A 19,381-nucleotide genomic window follows, 5' to 3' on the forward strand; every position below is an offset into this window, starting at 1 on the left:
ACTGTTGCTAGGCTGGGTATTATTCCTTAGCGTACGATTCTTCTGTTTTCTACAGTGCCCATTTTAAGCCAAGTATTAATTATGTTTGCGTAATTTTACGATTAGTCGCAAAATCACATAAACGTAAAAACATAAAAGGTGAAAAAATGATTGTCGGGATTTTGAACCAAAAGGGAGGGGTGGGGAAAACCACCATCGCCGTGAACTTGGCCGCTAGTCTTGCACGAACTGGAGCGCGAGTGCTGCTGATCGATGCCGATCCACAAGGCAGTGCATTGGATTGGGCTGCGGCACGACAAGGGGTGCCCCTTTTCTCTGTGGTTGGATTGCCAAGACCAACAGTACACAAAGAAATCGGTCAGATCGGCTATGGATATGATCACATCGTCATCGACGGACCGCCTCGCGTCACTGATTTGGCCCGATCAGCCATTATGGCTGCCGATGTTGTTCTAATCCCTGTGCAGCCAAGTCCATACGATATTTGGGCTGCTGATGAAGTGGTGAAGCTTATTGATGAGGCTCGTGTTTACAAAGAAGGGCTTAAAGCCGCTTTTGTGGTTAATCGTAAAATCGCAAATACTGCAATTGGGCGTGACGTGGGCGATGCTTTAGCTGCTTACCCAGTTCAAGTACTAGTGGCTAGCATCACTCAGCGGGTAATTTTTGCCGAGGCTGCGGCTCAAGGTAAAGCGGTTCATGAAATTGATGTGGATGGACCAGCCGCTGCCGAAATTGAAGCCGTGGTAGCCGAACTACTGGGGTTTACACAATGAGTACAAAGAAAGTTTCAATTGGTGCCAAACCGACCAACAAACCAGCCACACCAACCGCCGATGCGTGGGTGGAAAATCGAACCGCTGCCGATGCACACGAAACAATGAAGCGCTTAACAATTGATGTACCAGAGAGCTTGCACCGCGCAATCAAATCTCAGTGCGCTATGCGCGGTACCAAGATAGCCGACGAAGTACGTGAGTTACTTTTACAGAAATACGGAAATCATTAAATGATATTTTGTAATTTTTCATCAATGCGACATTAGCTAAAACCTCCCTTTCCAAGAGGTGGATAAAGCGTCACGCAGGCCAACGGCCTGCTGTTGTTGATTTTAGGTGAAAGCCCCTTCCTTTCTTGCCTAAGCAAGTTTTGCCTTGGCAAAAGGTAGGAGAAGCTTCACTCAATTAGCCTAGCTTGCCTACTTTCTTCTAATTTAGCGCGACCGTTCTCATCTGGCGATGTAGATTTCCGACGATACTCTTTTAGGAACATAACTCGATTGCCTTTAAAAAATAGTGACGGATTGACCCAAAACAGATTGGGCTGTCTTGGTGAGATAAATCCCTTGGATAACAACTCTTTTAGTCCTCGAGTGAAAGTATCGTCACTCATATCAATTTTTCTTCCAGACAATCCACCATCAAACCAAGCAAGATAAACACTATCAGCAAAACCGCCATTCATTGGCTCTGCCTGGTAAATTTCAAGAACCGCCTGAAACACCCTAGCCGCCGTTCTACTTAAGTCATAAATTGCTTTAACACCTGCGGCAAATACCTTAACAAACTCCTCATCGTCTTTTTCTTCAATTGTATGAATTGTAGCGATTCCAGAAATAACACCTGTTGTCGGATCGATTAAATCCTGTTTAAGTCCAGTCCTTACCCTACGACGCTTTATATCAATCTCACCAGCAGTAACAAGTGGATTGGTATTTGGGCTGTACTCTAGCTTACGAAGATTTGGGCCTTTCCTTGCTGTGGATTGTGTCATTTTCATGCCTTTAATCTGCTGGTAAATCAACTATTTGATTTTTAATGCTGGTCAAAACCGCATTTTACAATGTTTTTTGCGGTTCAATAAGCACAGTATCCGCGACTAAAACGCAAAAATCAAATCTTTTTTGCGGGTCAAGTGGGTGCGTTTTGCGGTTCGTACCGTTAGTTTTGCGGGACGTTTCTCACCTGGCGTGGCCTGGAGGCCACCCCTTCTCACTCTATACGTAGTATGTGCATTTTTATTAAATAAATTATATACAAATCTAAGGCAAGCGAAGCGCGTCAGTAAAGCTTTAAAACTGCCGTGATGAGCCTGTGTGCAGGTCAGGAATCGGCTTGCCGATTGTGCACAGGCGAAGGGTTATCAGCCTGTGTGCAACTGAGCTGTGCACAGGCGGACGCGAGATAAACCACTGTAAGTGAGTCTTGGAAGGTGTTATGCCGCTTTGCGGCATCGCGCGCCATGCGCGCAAACCCAATAAGGCGTGCGCTGTGCGCACACATTTTAAGAAGCGAACGCTAAAAACAAAACCCTACAAACAAAGCCAAAACCAAAACAAATCGTTATTCAACCGCAAGTGGCCAGCCCAGTCTAGGCGTGATGAAACCCACGCCAAGACCCGCATAAATCACCCCAGAGCGCCAAAACCGCGCTCTGCGGCTCAAGCGGGTGCTTGTGAGCACTTGGGCAATACTGAACAAGGTTATTTAACCATTTTAAAACCAGCTTGCATAAAGGCAGGTGGGTTTGGCCTTGTGGATACGTTCTGGTATTGTCAGGAGCTGATTGGTGCGATTATTTTGACTGCGCTGGTAGTCATGTATGTCTTTGGTTGTTTTAATCGCTTAAATCGCCTCAAATCGGGTTTTTTGTGAGATAGTAAATCTTCTGTATTTGTAAAAGGATATGAAAATGTCGATTGCATCCTTAGTCGGTCTTGGTGCGTTTACTTTGTTTATGCTTTTTATGGCGATCTACGCGAACACGCATCGCGCCGAGGATTCCAAAAAGAAACAAAATATTCAGGAAAATAAAGCATAAAGCATCATTTAAATTGCCTTATCATGATCGTACGTATCCTCACCTGGCGTAATTAATATGAAAACCATTACATCATTATTCATTTCTGGTTTTATAGACGGCGTTGAACTGGCTTTGGTAAGCAACAAAAGGATGTTGCTACAGGTATTCAGTCATCTCAGATAGCAAAAGCAATGCTGGATACATGACTACCCATGATGGTTTCTATTTCACGCGTTAACGTATCCAAGGTGGCAAACACTTTTGTTTTGCCAAGCGCTGTTTGTAGCGTCCAGTTTTTATCCTGTTGACCTTCGATACACAAAATCCAGCAGCCTGGCTCAATATCACGCACCGCATAAAATTTAGTGATGATGCCTAGCTCAAAATACGCTTTTGCCTGATTTATTTTCATGAAATTTTGTTTTCGTGATGATGAATTGTGGTTTTCATTATAACAAAACATTCAAAACGTGATGTAATAGACGTACGGAAGCCATCCTAATTTTTTCAAATTAGGATGGCTAAAAGCTTAAATTTTGCGAGACGGCATGATCTAGGCAACTCAAATGAGTCTTAAAATGCAACCTAAGTTGCGGCAGGGATTTAACCCCAATTATCATTTTGCCGAACTCGGCTTATTTTGGCTCTGTGCCAAGTAATTCGCGCTTTTTGGCGAATTACAGTAAGTAAAAACACGTGTTTTCAGCCGCATGTTTTTTGGTCAAATCTTGATTTCTTGATTACAAGAGGGTTGATTTTGCGAGAGGTGATAAAAATACACGTCTGGTATGAATGACAATTGCACGGTCGGGTAATTTATGCAGGCAAAAAAAAACCACCAGACCCAGAGGGAATGGTGGTTAAGTTGTTAAATACACTGTAAAACAGGTATTTTTGCTTACCCGCTTTTACCAAATAAATTGGCTTTGCGGGTTTCGGCGTTTCGTAAATTTCAGCCGTCTCGACTTAAATTTAAACAAAGTTGGTACTTTTTTTCTCCCGTTTTTATTTATTTAACAGGTAGTACTACTAAACAAAAAATCATGGTTCTGAAAAACCAGTCCATTCTTGTTTTTACCACCAATTGTCACGATTTTTTGCGCCAATCTTCTAGAAAATACCACCCCACGGCCAGGCAGGGCAAGACATTCGCGGCCAAGCGAACATCAGTTTCAACCAGGTTTCCAGCCTGATCTAAGTCACTTTAAAACACACACATGGGCTTTCAACCCTAACACCTTTCATACGGCCCCTGCTTTCTTACCCTGTTCGTCACAGGCTCACGATCACCACCGCTTTGGTCAGCAGCATTCGTGCCTCATACTTGCAAAGTCTCCCTCTCTTGCGCCTCACCAAGTGCCACCTTGGCTAAAACGGCCGTCAGAGATTCCCAACTTAGTCAGTTCCCCTTCTTCGGTGTTTTGAAGTGTCGGGATTCTTCCATTACTGTCACATCCTCCTAGCGGTCATCTAATTTGTTTACCTTGGCTTTAAAAGCCTACCCCGCATCATTTCTGACTTGGGTTTCGCGGGAAAAAGATTCCAAAAATTCTCCGTTACTGGCTACAAACGTCGCTGATTACCAAAATACCGCCGCGCATCAAAAAACTGATGTTTTCAGAGATAACATCTCGAACGCTCCCTCCAGCTTTCGCTGTGGGTTACGATTACATGCTTAAGCTATCCATAGACCCAGTCCTTCAACTGGTGCCGATCTGTCCAGGTTTCCCCTCAAGACCCTGTTATGTTTCCATAACCTCATAAGCCCACATGTCGAGCCACGTCATCCGCATTACTGCAAATCCCGTGGGCTACTGGCAAAAAACACCAGTAACTTTCATGGCTGACAGGTACCGTCCAATTCTTTCCTGAACAAGCCCGTTTCGTTGTCGCCCAATATTCATAATAAAAATTTGAAAGATTGAGTCGAAGGAGGCATTTCAGCCTCCAGCGCTCAGCGTAGCCGGACGAACTCTATTAGAAGTATCCGGCTTCACCGTACTAACCTGAACTGGCAAGTTCAGGCTAGGGAGAATCCTCTCCCAGCGTTTTTGTGTGTTGGGGCTGGCGGCCCCTTGTGTTACAATTTCAGGGTTGGCCGCCCCGTGACAGTCTCATTTTGAAACTGCCAGAGGAGAAAGTCAAATTTTTATGTGGAATCTTAATATACTATGTAACACCATTGTCATTTTGCTTTTATATGATGTAACATAACAGTAAAAAGCCGTAACCGTATCAGCTGCCATAGCCGCTATTTTCGGTGTCAATTTTGTTGCTAGTTAATTTTTCCGTAGTGAGATTTCCATGACAGAACCCCAGCCCTCTGCCGTCCAGAAAAGACCCCAAATCAACCACGCCTTGTTCCTATTTGACAAGAAAACCGCCTGGATGCAACGGCTGGCTGATCTGTCCAGGTATGGTTATTCGTTCTACATACAAGGCCAAATCTCTCGTGAAAAAGCCTACTTCATGGCCGAAAAATTCGCCTTATTCTACGGCACGGGTTTAGGCCGAATGGAGCAAAGCCGACTACGCAAACAGGGGCAGGCGACATTTCGATTTCTTGCCTGGCATGATGAAAAGAACGATGTTGTCCATTGGGTATTATTGCGAACAGATGGTTCTACCCCAGAACAAGCCGCTCGGGAAAACTGGCGCAGCCTGGTTGATGACAGGCTGGTTGTTGTCGGCGGTTATGAACTGGTGCGCGTGACCAAGGTGGGTACAAAGAAACCAGTGTGGACATGGCGTTATACCAAAGCCCACTATGCCGCTTTACGAGAAAGCCTGATTGGTGACATTCGCGGTCATCGAGACCTGCTTACCAAACAGCTTATCCATGAGATATGGCGCACCCCTGGGTTCTCTGCAGCCCGTGAGCAGGTAAAGCAACTGAAGACCTTAATCCTGGCCGAATGGAAACGTAGCCGGGGAACAGACCCACTGCCTGAGATTCCAGCCAGACTGGGCTATGTGCGCAAGCTGGCAGACAAAGGTACCGTCATGAAGAAAACCAAGGTGAAGAAGTGAAGATTAGTCTTGGTTTTTTGTTAAGGGCGCACAGGTATGTATTTTATTTTAAGATTCCCATCATCGCGGCTCGGATTACTGCTGCTGTTTTATTTGGTGTATTTAGCTTAGTAATAGCATTACCAATATGAAAATTCACTGTACGCTCGGAGATGTTTAGGATGTCAGAAATTTCGCTGGATGTCTTTCCATCACCTGTCCATTTTAATACTTCGATTTCTCGAGGAGACAACTGTATCATGGACTCTGGCAACAGTTTTGGCGTTAGTCGCTGCGCCATCACTGAGTGTGTTGCCTGGGCGAGCCATGTCATTTTACACTCATTAGCCTGACGTTCCATTTCAGAAATGGGCTCCTCAGCACGGGCTAGCGTCAACATGCCTGACGCATTATTTATATCCCGACTCGACTGAGCCCAGCCAATCTTCAATCCGAAGGATTGCGCATCTTCCCAGAGTTCGCGAGCAGAGGAAAACAGACTCTCCGTCCAAATGACCGGTAACGTAGAGCGCATCCCATGCTGTACAGTCGGGTCAGCTGCAATATAATTCCGTTCCTGATATTGGTTTTGCCATGCTATGGGATAATTATTGAATAGGGCAAGCTTTGGTTGAGTTAACGGCAGTGGCATACGTAAACCATAAGCGCAATGGTCAAACCCAAGCTCACGTCCTATGGACACGACCAGACAAAAGAGTTTGTCTTCGCACTCAACAGATAATAAGGCATGAAGCTGATTTTCTTGCCAGGTTGTCATTTTTAGTTCCTTGATTGATATGTCTCTGCTGAAGTGGAGTGAATCCACTATACACTGTGGTGTCAACTTTACACCGTATACAATGTAGGAAAAACCCTTCCTGTTAAAGATAACAATAGGTTTTTTTTTATGTCATGTTAGTGTAAGGAATTCTATTTTTTAAATACAATTATGTTTAATTTAATTGACAACGATATGAGGCTGGGTAACTTTACTCTTATGGATAAGGTATCTTGGGATTTTTACGTGCGTATGACAGTGGAGACACTTACCTCGCTTCGGTTGAAGCATTTAATGTCTGCCATTGATTTAGATGAGCCGGATCAGTGCCAAAAAGGGACGGGCCTTACGCAGATATCTGGATATACCGAATGGGTTAGCGAGACCACACCAACCATTACGCTAGGGTGGGACTGGGAACTTAATACGCTGCAAGCACACCCATTCGTTTGCAGGGTTGGGGCACCACGAAGTAACATTATGATAGTTGACGATCTGCAGCAGGACTTAAAATATATTGAAAACTCAAGACTATTAGAGACTTTTATTGACCAACTCCAATGGCAGGAAGAGGTACGTGAAAGTGTTAATAATAAATATAGTTAATCTGTCAATCTGTTAATTCTAACAGTTACCTAAAGTGCTGAAATCCAGCCTAATATCTCCACAACACAACGTGTTTTGGAGGAGTGGTGATGCGAGTCATATCAGGTATACCAGAAGTATTTTCGGGAAGCTTATTCCCTGATATTTATCGTTATCGCCATAAAGTGTTCGTTGAGCAGCTGGGCTGGGATCTTCATACAAAAGATGGTTTGGAACAAGATCAGTTTGATCGCGCAGATACAGTATATGTCGTAGCGCAGGATGAGGAAGGTAGTATTTCTGGATGCGCAAGGCTGCTTCCAACAAACCGTCCTTATCTCCTGGGGGAAGTATTCCCACAGCTTCTTAATGGCTTGACACCACCATGCTCTCATGAAATATGGGAGCTTTCACGTTTTGCCGCAATCGATTTTAATAATCAGACCTCTTCAGCGTTAAATCAATTTTCTTCACCGGTTGCAATTGAATTACTTCGGGAATCTATTGCTTGTGCCGCTAGACATGGTGCAAAACACATCATTACCGTATCACCGATTGGAGTTGAAAGACTGCTGCGTAAGGCGGGTTTTCATGCGCATCGGGCGGGGCCGCCGATGGTTGTTGATGGGCATGCGATATTCGCGTGCTGGATTGAACTTGATTAGCCATATCTTGGGGTAATCCCCCAATTTTTAGCTGGGGTTAAAAGTAGAGTCATGCGGCCATGGCAATTTAGCACCAGCCGTGTTCGCACAAAAATTTAGCAAACAACAGGCTGGCATTTGAGGTGGGTGTGTCTACGGTAGTCAGGACAGGTCATACCGGCAGAGTCTTGGATTTGAAACATAAACCAGTCCAAGTTTTTGTCCGCATCCCCCTCATAATTACGTTTAAATGGTCATTATTCGATGAGCGTCAACACCCCTATGCTACCAATGGAAGTGCATTTTTGTGATTACCGCGATTGCTTATTTTGGCCAGATAAAACCACTCATTTTGCAATTTTGCATTTGGATTCGGGAATAAAATTAAACCAGCATCTGATGCTCGAATTTCTTCCCCAGAATATCTTGTAGCGATTATGTCCCCTGCCTGCAGAGGAGAAAAATTTACCCAGTCATGGGTGAATTGATCTCCAAGATGCTCACGATCATAAACCTTGTATAGTTCATATACTTGGTGGGAAGGAACTTCAATAGATATCGACGCATCGATTATTTCTAAATAAGTTAGTGCGTTAAGGATTGCAGTATATGCAATAACTTCTGCATTCGGATCCGTATGTTGACCACATTCTAACGTAACCCCATACTTGCCAAGTATTCGCATAGTCTCCGTGGTTCCAATACCATGACTGGGGGAAAAATTAGTTATGCCTTCAGTATTAGAAGACCCAACCCGATCAAGCCTTTTCTGAATACCTCCAGTGAATGCATTCAACCAGCCATAAATTATTTTTTTAGGTCCTAACTGCAAAGCAAGTTCGAACTCTTCATTAGCAAAGGAGAAGGGCTCCAGCAGTCCATTATTATTTTCTGGGCCAATGAATATAAAAGGGCATCCGGGAGCTGCAAAAGAATGAAGGTCCAAGAGAACATCGTGTCTTTGCAAAATTGGAATTAGCAAATTTGATATGTGATCTTCATTATTTTCAGGATTTGAAACAATTTTCATATTGCGATTTAAATTACGATCCCCTTCTCTTGATAACTTATGATAGGCGAGTTGGTTCGTAACCGGAATAAAGGTTACACCACCTTTGACTAATTTAATCTTATTGGAGTCTATCTCTTCCATCACTCTTCGTATGGCTCGTGTACCGCAGGTCTCATTACCATGGACTGCGCCAGTAACAAGAAATTGGGAGCCCGTGGCTAGAGCTTGATATGTATGGCTTTTAAGCATATTAATTTGTGATTACTACATCAATTCCAGAGACAATCTGGGCCGAATACTCCGCAAGCTCCTGCGATGTTGCGGCATCAAGAATAACCCATCCAAGCCTGGCTTCAGGACCTGTCATTTTGCCAAGTTTGGCACCAATTTTGTGTTCAAGGACAAGCTCTCTGACAGTTGCAGGAGAGGATAAATCAAAAACATGGTCTCTAGCGTAATACTTGTTTTCAGGAAAGCAATTAACTACGATATTCTCATCATGGATCGAAACCTTTTTAAGAGTTCCAAGGGTATGACGCAGATATATTTGTTGAGTGTGCCGAATAGGTCGAGGATATTGTACGAGCTCACCTAAAACCGTTCTAATTATAGCCTCCTCAATTAATTGACCGGTTGCTAATTGATACATTGCAAATATCCCGTCACCGGGAGGCCGAGCTGCAATCTCCATAAGGTATATCTTACCCTCTGCCGTAATCCTATATTCAGCGTGAGAGATGCCATCGAGAAATCCCATTCGTTTTAAAATTTTTTGATTTATCACATAAGCTGCTTCAATCCGATCCTGTGCAATTTTTTGGGCAGGTATGTTATAGCCCATCTCCAAGTGATGCCCATCTATAAAAAGATTTTCTTCTTCTGTAAGGTTGTCGTATTTCACTACACCATTACAAACGATGGTTTCAATTGAAAAGTCCTTACCTTGAATATATTCTTCGAAATTCAATTGTTCTCTGTAATTGAATTCTTCTAAAGCCTGTAGCGCTGCACTCTCATCTTCAACTAAAACTATTCCTTGTCCGCCATGTTTGTCTGAGGCTTTAATAACAGCAGGATATGCAATATCCGTTGGAAGCTCCGAGCCTTTTGAGATATAGCTAAAAGGGGGGCTCCATTGTGAGAAATAAGCTCTTTGAAGGATTTTGTTGCTTGCGATGATGCTTGCCTTGATACTAGGGCCCTTCAACTGAAGGTAATCAATTGCAATAGCACTGCTAAGTGTAAACTCTTCAATTGTATTTAATGCACCCTTGATATCGTATTTTATGGCCCACTGTTTGCACTGATGAAGAATCGCAGATAAATCTGAGCCTTCCGTATAGCAAACTTCGGATTTGACTGGCGTATATCCGGCATCATTTCTGTAACAGTCGCTACTTGGCAAATCGATTATCAGAACATTAAGATCTAACTCCGCCAAAACTGGGATGAATTTGTGGTAAAGCGAACGGGTAAACCCTCCAAAAAGTATAAATGCCGACTTACGCATTTGCTACCTCCCCTACATAAGAAACATCAATCTTAGTAAGGATATCGCTAAGGATTTCACCTGTGCCGATAACGACCGCGTCTCCTCCTAGTTCGACATTACCAATACCAGATATTGAAGGGATTATTTTCACTTGTAACATACTTTTCCTGCCAATTTGGGCCCCTTGGTGAATTGACCAAGTTTGAATCTCCATGGATTTATTTTTTTGCGCTAGGTAACTACCTAGCGCAGCAGCTGCTGCGCCAGTTGCCGCATCTTCAGCTTGTCCAAATGCTGGTGCGAACATACGCACAAAAGCCTCATGTTTTTCACAATCTACAAAATATGGATAAACTTGAGGTGCTGGCGACTTACTAATTAACAACTCCCATTCATTCAAATTCATAGATATATTTTCCAGCACTTGTCTGGATTTAACTGGGATCATTGTAAATGGAACCCCGCAGGTTACGTATGCTGGTTCAATAAAGGAAGTTTCTATCTGATCTGACTTAACATTTAATAGCGTAGCAAGTTGATCCAAAGAATGCGGCATTCTTTGGATTACAGCTGGTCCAACTTTAAGAAATGCAGAAAAGGTGCCATCCTGCGATTTCATTGCTTTAACAGGTATCAATCCAGCAACTTCGTCAAATACAAGCTCAACTGAATATTCATCAGGCCCAAGACTGGATGATGCCAGAGCTACAGCAGTACCAATTGTAGGGTGGCCTGCAAACGGTAACTCCTTTGTTGGCGTAAATATGCGCACTTGATGGGTAGCAGTTCTTTTCGCAGACGGCACTACAAATGCTGTCTCAGATAAATTAAGTTCTTTGGCTATCTTTTGCATTAGAGACGAAGAAATGCCTAGTGCATCTGGGAACACAGCCAAAGGATTTCCACCAAATGGCGTGCCAGTGAAAACATCAAGAAGCATGAATTGATAGTTCATTTATCTAGGCCCTCAGAAGCTATATGGATTTTTATAACGTCACGAGCAGTCATAGTCATAATAAATATCACAATATGTACTAGGACAATTAAAAATCCAAATGACTCCAAAGCGTTCGATACCCCTTTAGAGTCAGCTACTATACCAAGTAGAATACTTGGTACTGAAAAACCAACATACGCGGCAAGAAAATAGCCTGAAACAGATCTTGCCTTGTCCAATTTAGCTTTTTCAACTACGTATGTTAGACCTCCTAAATAAGTAAATCCATAACAAGCCGCACCCGCTATAGATGACCCCAATAATAAATAAAGTATGCTACCTTGTTGAGCACCATAAATAAGCGTCAGATAGCCACTAGGGACCAAAACACAACCGATAGCCATGTTAATTTTAGGTGTAAGTCGCCGTGCCATTGGTTGGAACACTATGCCTGCAATATTTATGAGAAATAGTGCCGGACCGGTCCAAGTTGCTAAGTCGTGAATTGCCAATTGAGCCGGAAGCAAAGCTATTACTAAGCCTGAGACGCTCCATGCGGCACAAATTGCAAGATATGGAGAGATATTTCCAGAGATAAATTTAGGAATACGCGTTAGTGGTACATTCCTGAGTTTATTTGAAGTTGGTATCTTCCACATTCCCATCATTACAATAGGAAATGCAACTAATGCAATCCAAAAACTAATTGGAATTCCTTCTTGAGAGTACATTAAACTGATTGTCGTTGCGAGTGCACCACCTCCAAAGCCTAAAGAGGAAGCGAGAGCCACATGAGCTGATATAAACTTTTCCGTCCCTGGGCGTTGCTCGCTCAGGAATGCAGTGACAGTGCCCATTGCCAAGCCGACGCTAACACCTTGGAGCACTCTCGCAAAGAACAGTGAGTTCATGGATGAAAAAAAAATCATCAACAATGTTGCTAATAGAGAACAACTTAATGCTGTAATGATAATTAATTTCCGGCCCATTCGATCAGAAGCTCCAGCAAATCCAAATAATACAGGGACAAGTCCTGCAACATAGGCAGCAAAGGCTAATGACGATACAGCGTGAGAAGCATGATTAATTTCCGCATATTGGTGATATAAAGGCACCTGCAAGTTTACAGCTCCAGTAATCAATAACAAACTAAGAACTGTCCACCAATACTTATAACTTTCTAGGGCGCTATATTTATTTAGATTATTGGGCATATGTGGTTTCTTCATTGTTCAAGAAGGAATAAATCTCCTCAACGTAAGCAATTTCATCTTTTGGATCGCGACCTCTAGTTTCAAAAGACATGATTCCTTTCCAGCCACTCTCACTCATCGCGGTTAGAAACCCACTGATGTCTAAAGTGCCCTTACCTAGCGCCATATGTGTATCGTGAATACCGTCATTATCGTTTAGACTGACCGCGGCAATCCTATCCTTCAATTTATTAAATGTAATGATTGGATCACCTGATATATGCTCATGACCAACGTCAAGTATCATCCTAACATTAGCTGGTGAGCCATCAAGTAGCTCCTCGTACTCTTTCAACTTAGAATAAACTGTATAAAATGGATGCTTATCGGAGTAATACTCCAAATTTTCCACCCAGATTTCGACACCTTTTTGCTGTGCGTATTCAGCTAGAGCAATGACAGATGATTTGTAAGCGCTGAGTGCACCCACCTTATACTCATTAATCATGTTATGAGTAAAAAGGCCTGATCCGTGTACGATAAGGGGTGCATTAAGCTTCTGGGCAAGGTCAATTTCAAGCGTAGCATATTTAACGGCAGCCTCCCTCACTAAGTCGAGTTCACTACTGAGGGGGTTGCGATAATTCCCGTGAACTATGGGGTGGACGCCTTTCGATGCAGCAAGAGTGATGAGTTTTGATACTTTATCATCACAAAAACTGGTCACACTATCCACTCGGGAGGCGCACTCTACATAAAACATCTTACATCCATTTTTAGTTGCAAACTGTATGCTTTCTGCATAAGGCAAGCTTCGCTGAGCAGCAAATCCTGTTATAAATGGAATTGAGCTGGAAGGGGATTGGGAGGGCTGTGTCATAGTTTTCTCCAAGTTAATTAGATATTTATTGTGCAACTGTTTCGATAGTTTTTTTTACAAGTAATTGCCTAGTTTTATCAGATTTGTTACAGCGATTAATGGCTTTTGTTAACTTAGTTCTTATTTCTACTAGAGTTTCATTGAAGCATATCCGTTCGTTAGACCAACCTTTATGTCCAGGTCCTCCACCAAACATCGTTGAAGCGACAATATTTATGGGTGAGAACTTTTCACGACACTCATCCTTGGTTAATTCTTTGCACAAATACTCTGCGGCTATTTGGACTCCATTCATCCCTTCAGATTCTGCGGCAGTAATCTTTTCGCCAATCTGATGGTGTGCTGATCTAAAATCATATCCCTCATTTAAAACAAGGTATTCAGCCAAATTAGTAGCACAAACATTTCCATCAATAGCAGCTTGAAGCATCCGCTCAGAATCTATCTCAAGTACTACAATGTGTCTTTCAAGAATGAGCAATGCCGATCGAATTTCCTCCATGGCTAGGTCAAATCCTTTGATAGCTTCTGTACCTACTGCGACCGAGTTTCCATAGGGGGTAGCATGCATCGCCAGCAAGGCATGCTGAAAGGCAGCGGCTGGCGACCCACTTCGGCCCTTAACGTGTTCGAGTAGAAAAGGGTTTCGCTTCTGGGGCATCATTGAACTCGAGCCAACCAATTCGTCCGGAAGACGAATGAATCCAAACTCGTGAGTAGACCATAACAGAAGGTCCGCTGCCAACCGACTCAGAGTCAATCCCATAATCGCCGAAGAAGATAACACTCTCAATATGTAATCTCTACTAGCGATAGCATCAATCGAATTATTGGCAGATGAGGAAAATCCGAGTAATGATGCGGTATAGTTTGGGTCGATGCTAATTGAAGTGCCCCCCCCCGCGCCCGCGCCAAGCGGAGAGATACTAAGCATACCCTCGATAACTAAAAGGGCTTGTATATCACGTACAAGAGCATAAGAAATCCCATTAAAGTAATGGGCTAAAGTGATTGGAAAAGCTGGTTGGTAGTGCGTATAGCCTGGCAATACTGCATCTCCATTTTTTTTTGCTCGCATTTCTAACGACTCAATCAAATTAAGGGCTGCTTTTATTAAGGAGAACAGCTCATTCCGTGTCTTCATTTTAGTAATAGTTGCCGAGAGGTCATTACGAGATCTTCCTGTCTGCAACATTCCACCTACGCTGATTCCAAGCTTTTCTATCAAATAGTTTTCGTACATCAAATAGAGGCCTCTAGCAGGATGCACATCCTTAAGTGGCTCGAAGTCGCTTCTTAAGAGATATCCTATTTCGGCAAGTAATTTAGCCGAATCTGCTTGATTTATTAGACCGCATTTAAGCAACATCAAAACATGAGCTTGATCAACTTCTGCTATATAACCTAATTCTGTAAGCAGCACTTTACGGTCAGGTGTTTTGAAGATAATTGATTGCAATACCGGGTCAATAGTTTTCTTTATACGACCTGTGTCATCCATTTAGTGGTTCCCATATAAAATCAGGAATGGAGCATGCCTCTTTGAGTGCATGTAAGATTTTAATTCTGGAGTCTCCTGCAGCAATAACATGCCCTATACGATCCCGGAAATCATTATGTACTTGTCGCTTGTCCCCCACGTGTGCATAAAGCTGAGCATCAACCAGAAACGGCTGATTATATAAAGCTTCCCAGTTAGATATGCTAATGAGCTTTCCACAGTCTGGAATCATAAAAAAACGTATACCTGCATGACTAGTCAAGCCAATTTGCAGTTTAACTTCGTACCTAGCTGCCTTTGCTATAGTCGCAGATACCAGATCGTTTCCAGTACAAATTTTTATCAAAGCGGGGATGAATCCTCCAGCCAATCGGGGATTCACTTCAATAATTACTGGCCCGCGCGATGTCATCCGCAATTCGACATGTGTTGGACCCCATTGGAGACCTAAAGCCGCGATGGCAGCTTGAGCACATTTCATTAGTTTTTCTTTAACATCATCAGGCACAGCCGCGGGCATGTCGTGGCCAATCTCGACGAAAAACGGCATTTCACTAAGATGTTTTTCAGTAACAACTATTGGCTGACCATCAAAAGCCTCAACCGAATATTCTTTACCTGTCAAATAAGCTTCTATAAGAACCCCACCAATTGGCTGTCCTCGTTCGTTGTGTCCTTGCGCTAATAAGGATTTCGCCCATGCGATGGTATCGGCAAGATTGTCAGAAAAGCGAACTCCAAAGCTTCCAGAACCAGACTGAGGTTTTATAACAACGTTAGGCCCAGCTTTTTTATAAGCCATTTCAATCTCATGTTGTGAGTTGACAAGTATTGATATTGGCATAAGAAGTCCAGCTGCAGATAACTTTTGCCTCTGTACATATTTCTGACGACAATCTGCAATCGCAGTACTTGAACCTGATGGAAGGTTCAGTATATTAGCCAATTCAGCCGCCATGCCGACAAAGTAATCCGAGGAGGAATAGACACCAGCGATACCTTCAGGTGCGTTTTCATCAATCCAAGTGAGAAGTGCTTGTACTGACCCTGTGTTAACTTGATGTATCTGAGTACCTTCAGGAAATTTTCCATCATATTTCTCTGGCGATTCGGCCAATACCACAGGATTGAACCCAAAATCTTCGGCTGATTGAATAAAAAGTCGCCCAGTCCCACTGGTATTGCTTTCAACAAAAATGAACTTTTTAATTTTCATGCCATGACCTCTACATTTGATCGATTGGCTTGTATAACTTCTTGTAAAGTACGCCTACCCCAGTCCATCATTGTCCATTGCTTCATTTCCTTTAAAGGTGAGGAGGTTATTAAAGGTTCTGGGAAAGCTCTATTTAAGTTCAGGTTTTGGGCATCAACCCAGTTGTCATCAAAAACATTGTCGAGGTATCGATACCCTTCATCTGCACATATAAAAACTGTAGTGAGTTTTGGATGTCTATCTGCCCAATGTTTGGCAACTTTGTAGGCAGCGCCACCAGTTGCACCTACAAATAGTCCATGTTGCTTATGTATGTTTCGAGTAGCTGCAAACGTTTCTTCGGCGCTAAGCCAATGCACTTCATCAAAAATAGTATGGTCGAGTATGGCAGGCATAATGCTATTGCCCAGTCCGCGAACGAGACGCTTTCCGTCAGGCTGACCAAATAAAATACTATTAATTGTATCTACCCCAATCGCCTGCATGTCAGGGTTAACTTTGCGCAGAAATAAACTCGTGCCACACATAGATCCTCCTGATCCTACAGTGCCAATTAGACAATCAATTTTGCCAAGTGCTGTAGCAAAATATTCTGCTAATAAAGCATATGAGCTTGGATTGTTATGATTTTCGTATTGCATAGGCCAAAAACTGTCCTTGTGTTTATCAAGGTGTTCGTTTAGTCTATCAAGCCTGGCTCTCTGATAGCCGCCAACTTTGGATGGCTCCGCTACGATATCCACTACAGCCCCAAGGCTTTCAATTCTATTTTTTAATAAAGGATCCAACACTGGGTCACTAACTAAAATGCATTTGTAACCATAATGGTTGCATAGCATTGCTAACGCCAAACCAAAAGTACCGGAAGTGGTTTCAGCTATAGTGCTCCCTGGTCGAATTTTCCCTTCCTTCCGTGCATTATCAAGGATGAACTTGGCAGGTAGAAGTTTCATTAGGAAGAAACTGGCCGCATATAAGTTATCTTGCAACTTAAATAGTTTAGGGTAGAGTACCGCATCCTGAAAACATGAATGAATTGAAGGCTGCAGACTCATTGTGACTCCCAGGCAGTATTGAAATACCACATACTTTCGATGCCAAGATTAGTCAGGCCTTTCTTGGTAATATTTATCCATTGGGCAAGGTTTGAATCTGATGGATCGAAAATAAATCCTGCTACGCTTCCACTGTGAGCAACTTGTAATCCGCATGCACCATTCTCCGAAAGTAAATGTAGTAGTCCATCGAAATTTGGTTTGGGCAAATGTTTCTGATTAAGTTTAGCACTGGCCGTAGCTACTTTTCCCATCAAAGATATTGATTGCGTCCGTACTGCAGCCCTCAATGAGCCGATCATTGGCCTAAAAGCACCTAATTCTTGCCAGCCATATTCAGGCAAAGGCATCTGAATTGTTGACACTCCCGAACCGTTAGGGTATGTGTTAAATCCGATAATGAATGCTGGAGGGAGCTTTTGAACCAATGATTCAAGGATAATCCCCTCACGTTGGCAAAACACAACAGCCTGATCTTCAAACATTATCGAGTCTGAGGCTATTTCAGCCATAACAGAAATTTCCGAAATTTCAATAGCTGTTAATGACTGATGAAATGCTGCGGCAACAGCGCGAATTGTGGCCACGACGTCGCTGGTTGATGATCCTAAACCCATTTCAGCCGAAGCATCAGATACAACCTCAAGGAATCCCCCATAGCCCTCAATTCCAAGGTAAAGCATGGTAAGAGCTGCAGCTCTTTTGGATTTGGATTTCCATTCTTGCTCAATCACAAGCTCCCCGTTATAAACCGGGATGAACTTTGAGTGAGATTTAATACTTGGCCATGGGAGAGTAACTAAAAATCGACGGATGTTTTCTCCTTCGCGTTCGATAGCTCCCTGAAGAACTTCCCCATGGTGGCCGATAGCGGAACCAGTACCCGTATTAAGTTTAATCTTGTCGACACTCACCCGCTGGGGGAATATTTGTATATTCGACAAACGAAATCTATCGTCAATCGTTGAAGTTTGAGGCATGCTCAGGCCTCCACAGTCGCGTGTATTGGATTCACAGCTTGGCAAATGTCGGGCTGATTTGTTGTGATTTCAATCAAATACTGCAATACGTGGTCATATTGGATTTTAGCTGCCGCAACCGCCATTTGTGCTCCAGCTACTACGTGTTGGAGTTCCTTAGGCGTAAGAGTGGGAGTCTGATGTAACAACCCGTCAATAAGTTCTTCCGTATGTACAGGGTCGATTGAAATATGCGCGGTGAAATAGATTTGAATGTCATCTTTCAAAAAGTTCACTCGATTCATACCCGCCACAATTTCCTCAAAGTGCGGCTCGACCCACCCCTCATTTGTCAAAAACCACCCATACTTCATGTACTTCAAGCCTGGGCGGGAAAGAAGGATATTAAATATATTTGTGGTAATTTTAGTAAACCAAGGTCGGTTATTTGTCCGGTAGTTCATGAAATCCTGCTTTGACCCCAGCCCATCTAGTAACCTACGTAGCCAGTAGGTATGAAAATTACGTAGGCTGCCATGGCCTAGCTCATCCCATAGGTTGGATACAGTGCTTATCTTCATTAATCCTTGCATACCAACACTTAACATAGCCACTTCATCGTCGACTACCTCATTTCGAATAATTTCGTTCCAAAGAAATACCCTCATGGCTTCTGAACTTGCATTATTCCGGAGATAGGGAAACAGTGAATGTGTTAGGCTTGGGTTTGCAGCGGCTATTTGCCTTAAATGGCCTACTGCGTCCTCAACAGTAGTAATTTCTTTTAAGTGGGGCAACTGTAGCCAATAATCTTTGGCTTCGCGTTCAAGTACTATCTTTGCAGCTATGATCGCAATCTCAAACTCATCATCAATATCTAAATATAAAGGACTATCCTGATATCCAAAAAAATAACCTGAAACAATACCTAGGTACTCATTGAGAACCCGCGAATGCTCTAGAGAGTCATTACGTAAATTATTAAGAAACTCCTCCTGGTTATCCCTATTCATATTTATAAATTGTTTAAAACCTTTATCCATCGCTTGATGTACTACTGGAGGCCAATCCCAGTTTTGTAATGGTGGGATCTGATTAACGATTTTTTCGATATTGAGCATTTATGATTTCCTAATTATTATCGGTTAAGTTCGTAGCGAGATTCTATTTGGATCCACACTTAAGAAAAACCTGTAAAAATTACTAGGATATAAACCTGATTGGAATGAAACAGAGCTCGATGGGTAAAGTGGACCCCAATTTCAGGACAATGAATTAAGCTGGTAACCTGCTGTAAAAAGGAGCAGGTTCTGGACTT

20 protein-coding genes and 1 pseudogene are annotated in these 19,381 nt (G+C 42.9%); 7 read left to right on the top strand and 14 right to left on the bottom strand.

All coding sequences use genetic code 11. From position 1 onward, the window contains the following. The first annotated feature begins 146 nt into the window (after window positions 1-146). Both parA and SFSGTM_RS16585 read left to right on the top strand, forming a co-directional pair. Window positions 147-776 (top strand): ParA family partition ATPase, encoded by a 630-nt coding sequence (gene parA / locus SFSGTM_RS16580; RefSeq protein ID WP_162086393.1) that lies wholly within the window; start codon window positions 147-149, stop codon window positions 774-776. Next, entirely contained in the window at window positions 773-1,009 is a 237-nt protein-coding gene (locus SFSGTM_RS16585; RefSeq protein WP_162086394.1) for a hypothetical protein, read from the top strand. Before parA ends, SFSGTM_RS16585 begins: the two co-directional genes overlap by 4 nt. A gap of 167 nt (window positions 1,010-1,176) precedes the next feature. Here SFSGTM_RS16585 and SFSGTM_RS16590 read toward each other — a convergent pair whose 3' ends face one another. Next, window positions 1,177-1,779, bottom strand: a complete 603-nt coding sequence (locus SFSGTM_RS16590) for a hypothetical protein (protein ID WP_232526105.1) — start codon at window positions 1,777-1,779, stop codon at window positions 1,177-1,179. Window positions 1,780-2,204: 425 nt separating this feature from the next. On the opposite strand from SFSGTM_RS16590, the gene SFSGTM_RS16595 reads away from it, so the two are divergent. Next, window positions 2,205-2,654, top strand: a complete 450-nt coding sequence (locus SFSGTM_RS16595; RefSeq protein ID WP_162086395.1) for a hypothetical protein — start codon at window positions 2,205-2,207, stop codon at window positions 2,652-2,654. Between the two features lie 37 nt (window positions 2,655-2,691). Continuing rightward, window positions 2,692-2,820 carry a hypothetical protein gene (locus SFSGTM_RS17245; protein WP_269780113.1) on the top strand — a complete coding sequence of 43 codons (129 nt, stop codon included), beginning with the start codon at window positions 2,692-2,694 and terminating at the stop codon, window positions 2,818-2,820. A 157-nt stretch (window positions 2,821-2,977) separates the two neighbouring features. Here the strand turns inward: SFSGTM_RS17245 and SFSGTM_RS16600 are convergent, their stop codons facing one another. Continuing rightward, window positions 2,978-3,214 (bottom strand): hypothetical protein, encoded by a 237-nt coding sequence (locus SFSGTM_RS16600; RefSeq protein WP_162086396.1) that lies wholly within the window; start codon window positions 3,212-3,214, stop codon window positions 2,978-2,980. 1,892 nt (window positions 3,215-5,106) lie between these two features. On the opposite strand from SFSGTM_RS16600, the gene SFSGTM_RS16605 reads away from it, so the two are divergent. Continuing rightward, window positions 5,107-5,832: a hypothetical protein gene (locus SFSGTM_RS16605; protein WP_162086397.1), complete on the top strand. Its 726-nt coding sequence runs from the start codon at window positions 5,107-5,109 to the stop codon at window positions 5,830-5,832. Between the two features lie 43 nt (window positions 5,833-5,875). Here the strand turns inward: SFSGTM_RS16605 and SFSGTM_RS16610 are convergent, their stop codons facing one another. Further along, the gene (locus tag SFSGTM_RS16610) at window positions 5,876-6,589 is read right to left on the bottom strand and encodes an autoinducer binding domain-containing protein (RefSeq protein ID WP_162086398.1); all 714 of its coding nucleotides are present in this window, start codon (window positions 6,587-6,589) and stop codon (window positions 5,876-5,878) included. 219 nt (window positions 6,590-6,808) lie between these two features. Between SFSGTM_RS16610 and SFSGTM_RS16615 the strand changes: the two genes are divergently transcribed. Together SFSGTM_RS16615 and SFSGTM_RS16620 are read left to right on the top strand one after the other, a co-directional pair. Further along, window positions 6,809-7,195 (top strand): DUF4902 domain-containing protein, encoded by a 387-nt coding sequence (locus SFSGTM_RS16615; RefSeq protein ID WP_162086399.1) that lies wholly within the window; start codon window positions 6,809-6,811, stop codon window positions 7,193-7,195. Window positions 7,196-7,284: 89 nt separating this feature from the next. Further along, window positions 7,285-7,839 (top strand): acyl-homoserine-lactone synthase, encoded by a 555-nt coding sequence (locus SFSGTM_RS16620; RefSeq protein WP_162086400.1) that lies wholly within the window; start codon window positions 7,285-7,287, stop codon window positions 7,837-7,839. A 259-nt stretch (window positions 7,840-8,098) separates the two neighbouring features. On the opposite strand, the gene SFSGTM_RS16625 is transcribed toward SFSGTM_RS16620, so the two are convergent. The 11 genes and pseudogenes from SFSGTM_RS16625 to SFSGTM_RS16670 all read right to left on the bottom strand — a co-directional run bounded on the left by SFSGTM_RS16625 (window position 8,099) and on the right by SFSGTM_RS16670 (window position 19,184). Then, window positions 8,099-9,079: a M14 family metallopeptidase gene (locus tag SFSGTM_RS16625; protein ID WP_162086401.1), complete on the bottom strand. Its 981-nt coding sequence runs from the start codon at window positions 9,077-9,079 to the stop codon at window positions 8,099-8,101. Window position 9,080: 1 nt separating this feature from the next. Continuing rightward, window positions 9,081-10,340, bottom strand: coding sequence for an ATP-grasp domain-containing protein (locus SFSGTM_RS16630; protein WP_162086402.1), 1,260 nt, complete (start codon window positions 10,338-10,340; stop codon window positions 9,081-9,083). Further along, window positions 10,333-11,277: a PhzF family phenazine biosynthesis protein gene (locus SFSGTM_RS16635; protein ID WP_162086403.1), complete on the bottom strand. Its 945-nt coding sequence runs from the start codon at window positions 11,275-11,277 to the stop codon at window positions 10,333-10,335. The genes SFSGTM_RS16630 and SFSGTM_RS16635 overlap by 8 nt, the downstream gene beginning before the upstream one ends. Then, window positions 11,274-12,473: an MFS transporter gene (locus tag SFSGTM_RS16640; RefSeq protein WP_162086404.1), complete on the bottom strand. Its 1,200-nt coding sequence runs from the start codon at window positions 12,471-12,473 to the stop codon at window positions 11,274-11,276. The genes SFSGTM_RS16635 and SFSGTM_RS16640 overlap by 4 nt, the downstream gene beginning before the upstream one ends. Next, window positions 12,463-13,332 (bottom strand): sugar phosphate isomerase/epimerase family protein, encoded by an 870-nt coding sequence (locus SFSGTM_RS16645; RefSeq protein ID WP_162086405.1) that lies wholly within the window; start codon window positions 13,330-13,332, stop codon window positions 12,463-12,465. Before SFSGTM_RS16645 ends, SFSGTM_RS16640 begins: the two co-directional genes overlap by 11 nt. A 25-nt stretch (window positions 13,333-13,357) precedes the next feature. Beyond that, window positions 13,358-14,833 carry an argininosuccinate lyase gene (gene argH, locus SFSGTM_RS16650; protein WP_162086406.1) on the bottom strand — a complete coding sequence of 492 codons (1,476 nt, stop codon included), beginning with the start codon at window positions 14,831-14,833 and terminating at the stop codon, window positions 13,358-13,360. Beyond that, window positions 14,826-15,065, bottom strand: coding sequence for a hypothetical protein (locus tag SFSGTM_RS17370; protein ID WP_434784344.1), 240 nt, complete (start codon window positions 15,063-15,065; stop codon window positions 14,826-14,828). Before SFSGTM_RS17370 ends, argH begins: the two co-directional genes overlap by 8 nt. A gap of 12 nt (window positions 15,066-15,077) precedes the next feature. After that, window positions 15,078-16,049 (bottom strand): annotated as a pseudogene (locus SFSGTM_RS16655) (ATP-grasp domain-containing protein); the annotation flags it as partial. Then, window positions 16,046-17,104, bottom strand: coding sequence for a cysteine synthase family protein (locus SFSGTM_RS16660; RefSeq protein WP_162086408.1), 1,059 nt, complete (start codon window positions 17,102-17,104; stop codon window positions 16,046-16,048). The gene SFSGTM_RS16660 and the pseudogene SFSGTM_RS16655, both read right to left, overlap by 4 nt. Then, the gene (locus SFSGTM_RS16665; RefSeq protein WP_162086409.1) at window positions 17,101-18,084 is read right to left on the bottom strand and encodes a GHMP family kinase ATP-binding protein; all 984 of its coding nucleotides are present in this window, start codon (window positions 18,082-18,084) and stop codon (window positions 17,101-17,103) included. Before SFSGTM_RS16665 ends, SFSGTM_RS16660 begins: the two co-directional genes overlap by 4 nt. Window positions 18,085-18,086: 2 nt before the next feature. Continuing rightward, window positions 18,087-19,184: an iron-containing redox enzyme family protein gene (locus SFSGTM_RS16670; protein WP_162086410.1), complete on the bottom strand. Its 1,098-nt coding sequence runs from the start codon at window positions 19,182-19,184 to the stop codon at window positions 18,087-18,089. Window positions 19,185-19,381 lie beyond the last annotated feature (197 nt).

This window comes from Sulfuriferula nivalis (assembly GCF_009937995.1).
Lineage (GTDB): Bacteria > Pseudomonadota > Gammaproteobacteria > Burkholderiales > Sulfuriferulaceae > Sulfuriferula > Sulfuriferula nivalis.

Bases quoted from the DNA above. Each gene is read 5' to 3' on its own strand.
- SFSGTM_RS16625 (WP_162086401.1), bottom strand. From the start codon at position 9,079: ATGCTTAAAAGCCATACATATCAAGCTCTAGCCACGGGCTCCCAATTT.
- SFSGTM_RS16665 (WP_162086409.1), bottom strand. From the start codon at position 18,084: ATGCCTCAAACTTCAACGATTGACGATAGATTTCGTTTGTCGAATATA.
- SFSGTM_RS16585 (WP_162086394.1), top strand. From the start codon at position 773: ATGAGTACAAAGAAAGTTTCAATTGGTGCCAAACCGACCAACAAACCA.
- SFSGTM_RS16635 (WP_162086403.1), bottom strand. From the start codon at position 11,277: ATGAACTATCAATTCATGCTTCTTGATGTTTTCACTGGCACGCCATTT.
- SFSGTM_RS16620 (WP_162086400.1), top strand. From the start codon at position 7,285: ATGCGAGTCATATCAGGTATACCAGAAGTATTTTCGGGAAGCTTATTC.
- SFSGTM_RS16630 (WP_162086402.1), bottom strand. From the start codon at position 10,340: ATGCGTAAGTCGGCATTTATACTTTTTGGAGGGTTTACCCGTTCGCTT.
- SFSGTM_RS16670 (WP_162086410.1), bottom strand. From the start codon at position 19,184: ATGCTCAATATCGAAAAAATCGTTAATCAGATCCCACCATTACAAAAC.
- argH (WP_162086406.1), bottom strand. From the start codon at position 14,833: ATGGATGACACAGGTCGTATAAAGAAAACTATTGACCCGGTATTGCAA.
- SFSGTM_RS16610 (WP_162086398.1), bottom strand. From the start codon at position 6,589: ATGACAACCTGGCAAGAAAATCAGCTTCATGCCTTATTATCTGTTGAG.
- SFSGTM_RS16590 (WP_232526105.1), bottom strand. From the start codon at position 1,779: ATGAAAATGACACAATCCACAGCAAGGAAAGGCCCAAATCTTCGTAAG.
- SFSGTM_RS17245 (WP_269780113.1), top strand. From the start codon at position 2,692: ATGTCGATTGCATCCTTAGTCGGTCTTGGTGCGTTTACTTTGTTTATG.
- SFSGTM_RS16640 (WP_162086404.1), bottom strand. From the start codon at position 12,473: ATGCCCAATAATCTAAATAAATATAGCGCCCTAGAAAGTTATAAGTAT.
- SFSGTM_RS16645 (WP_162086405.1), bottom strand. From the start codon at position 13,332: ATGACACAGCCCTCCCAATCCCCTTCCAGCTCAATTCCATTTATAACA.
- SFSGTM_RS16600 (WP_162086396.1), bottom strand. From the start codon at position 3,214: ATGAAAATAAATCAGGCAAAAGCGTATTTTGAGCTAGGCATCATCACT.
- parA (WP_162086393.1), top strand. From the start codon at position 147: ATGATTGTCGGGATTTTGAACCAAAAGGGAGGGGTGGGGAAAACCACC.
- SFSGTM_RS16615 (WP_162086399.1), top strand. From the start codon at position 6,809: ATGGATAAGGTATCTTGGGATTTTTACGTGCGTATGACAGTGGAGACA.
- SFSGTM_RS16660 (WP_162086408.1), bottom strand. From the start codon at position 17,104: ATGAGTCTGCAGCCTTCAATTCATTCATGTTTTCAGGATGCGGTACTC.
- SFSGTM_RS17370 (WP_434784344.1), bottom strand. From the start codon at position 15,065: ATGATTCCAGACTGTGGAAAGCTCATTAGCATATCTAACTGGGAAGCT.
- SFSGTM_RS16605 (WP_162086397.1), top strand. From the start codon at position 5,107: ATGACAGAACCCCAGCCCTCTGCCGTCCAGAAAAGACCCCAAATCAAC.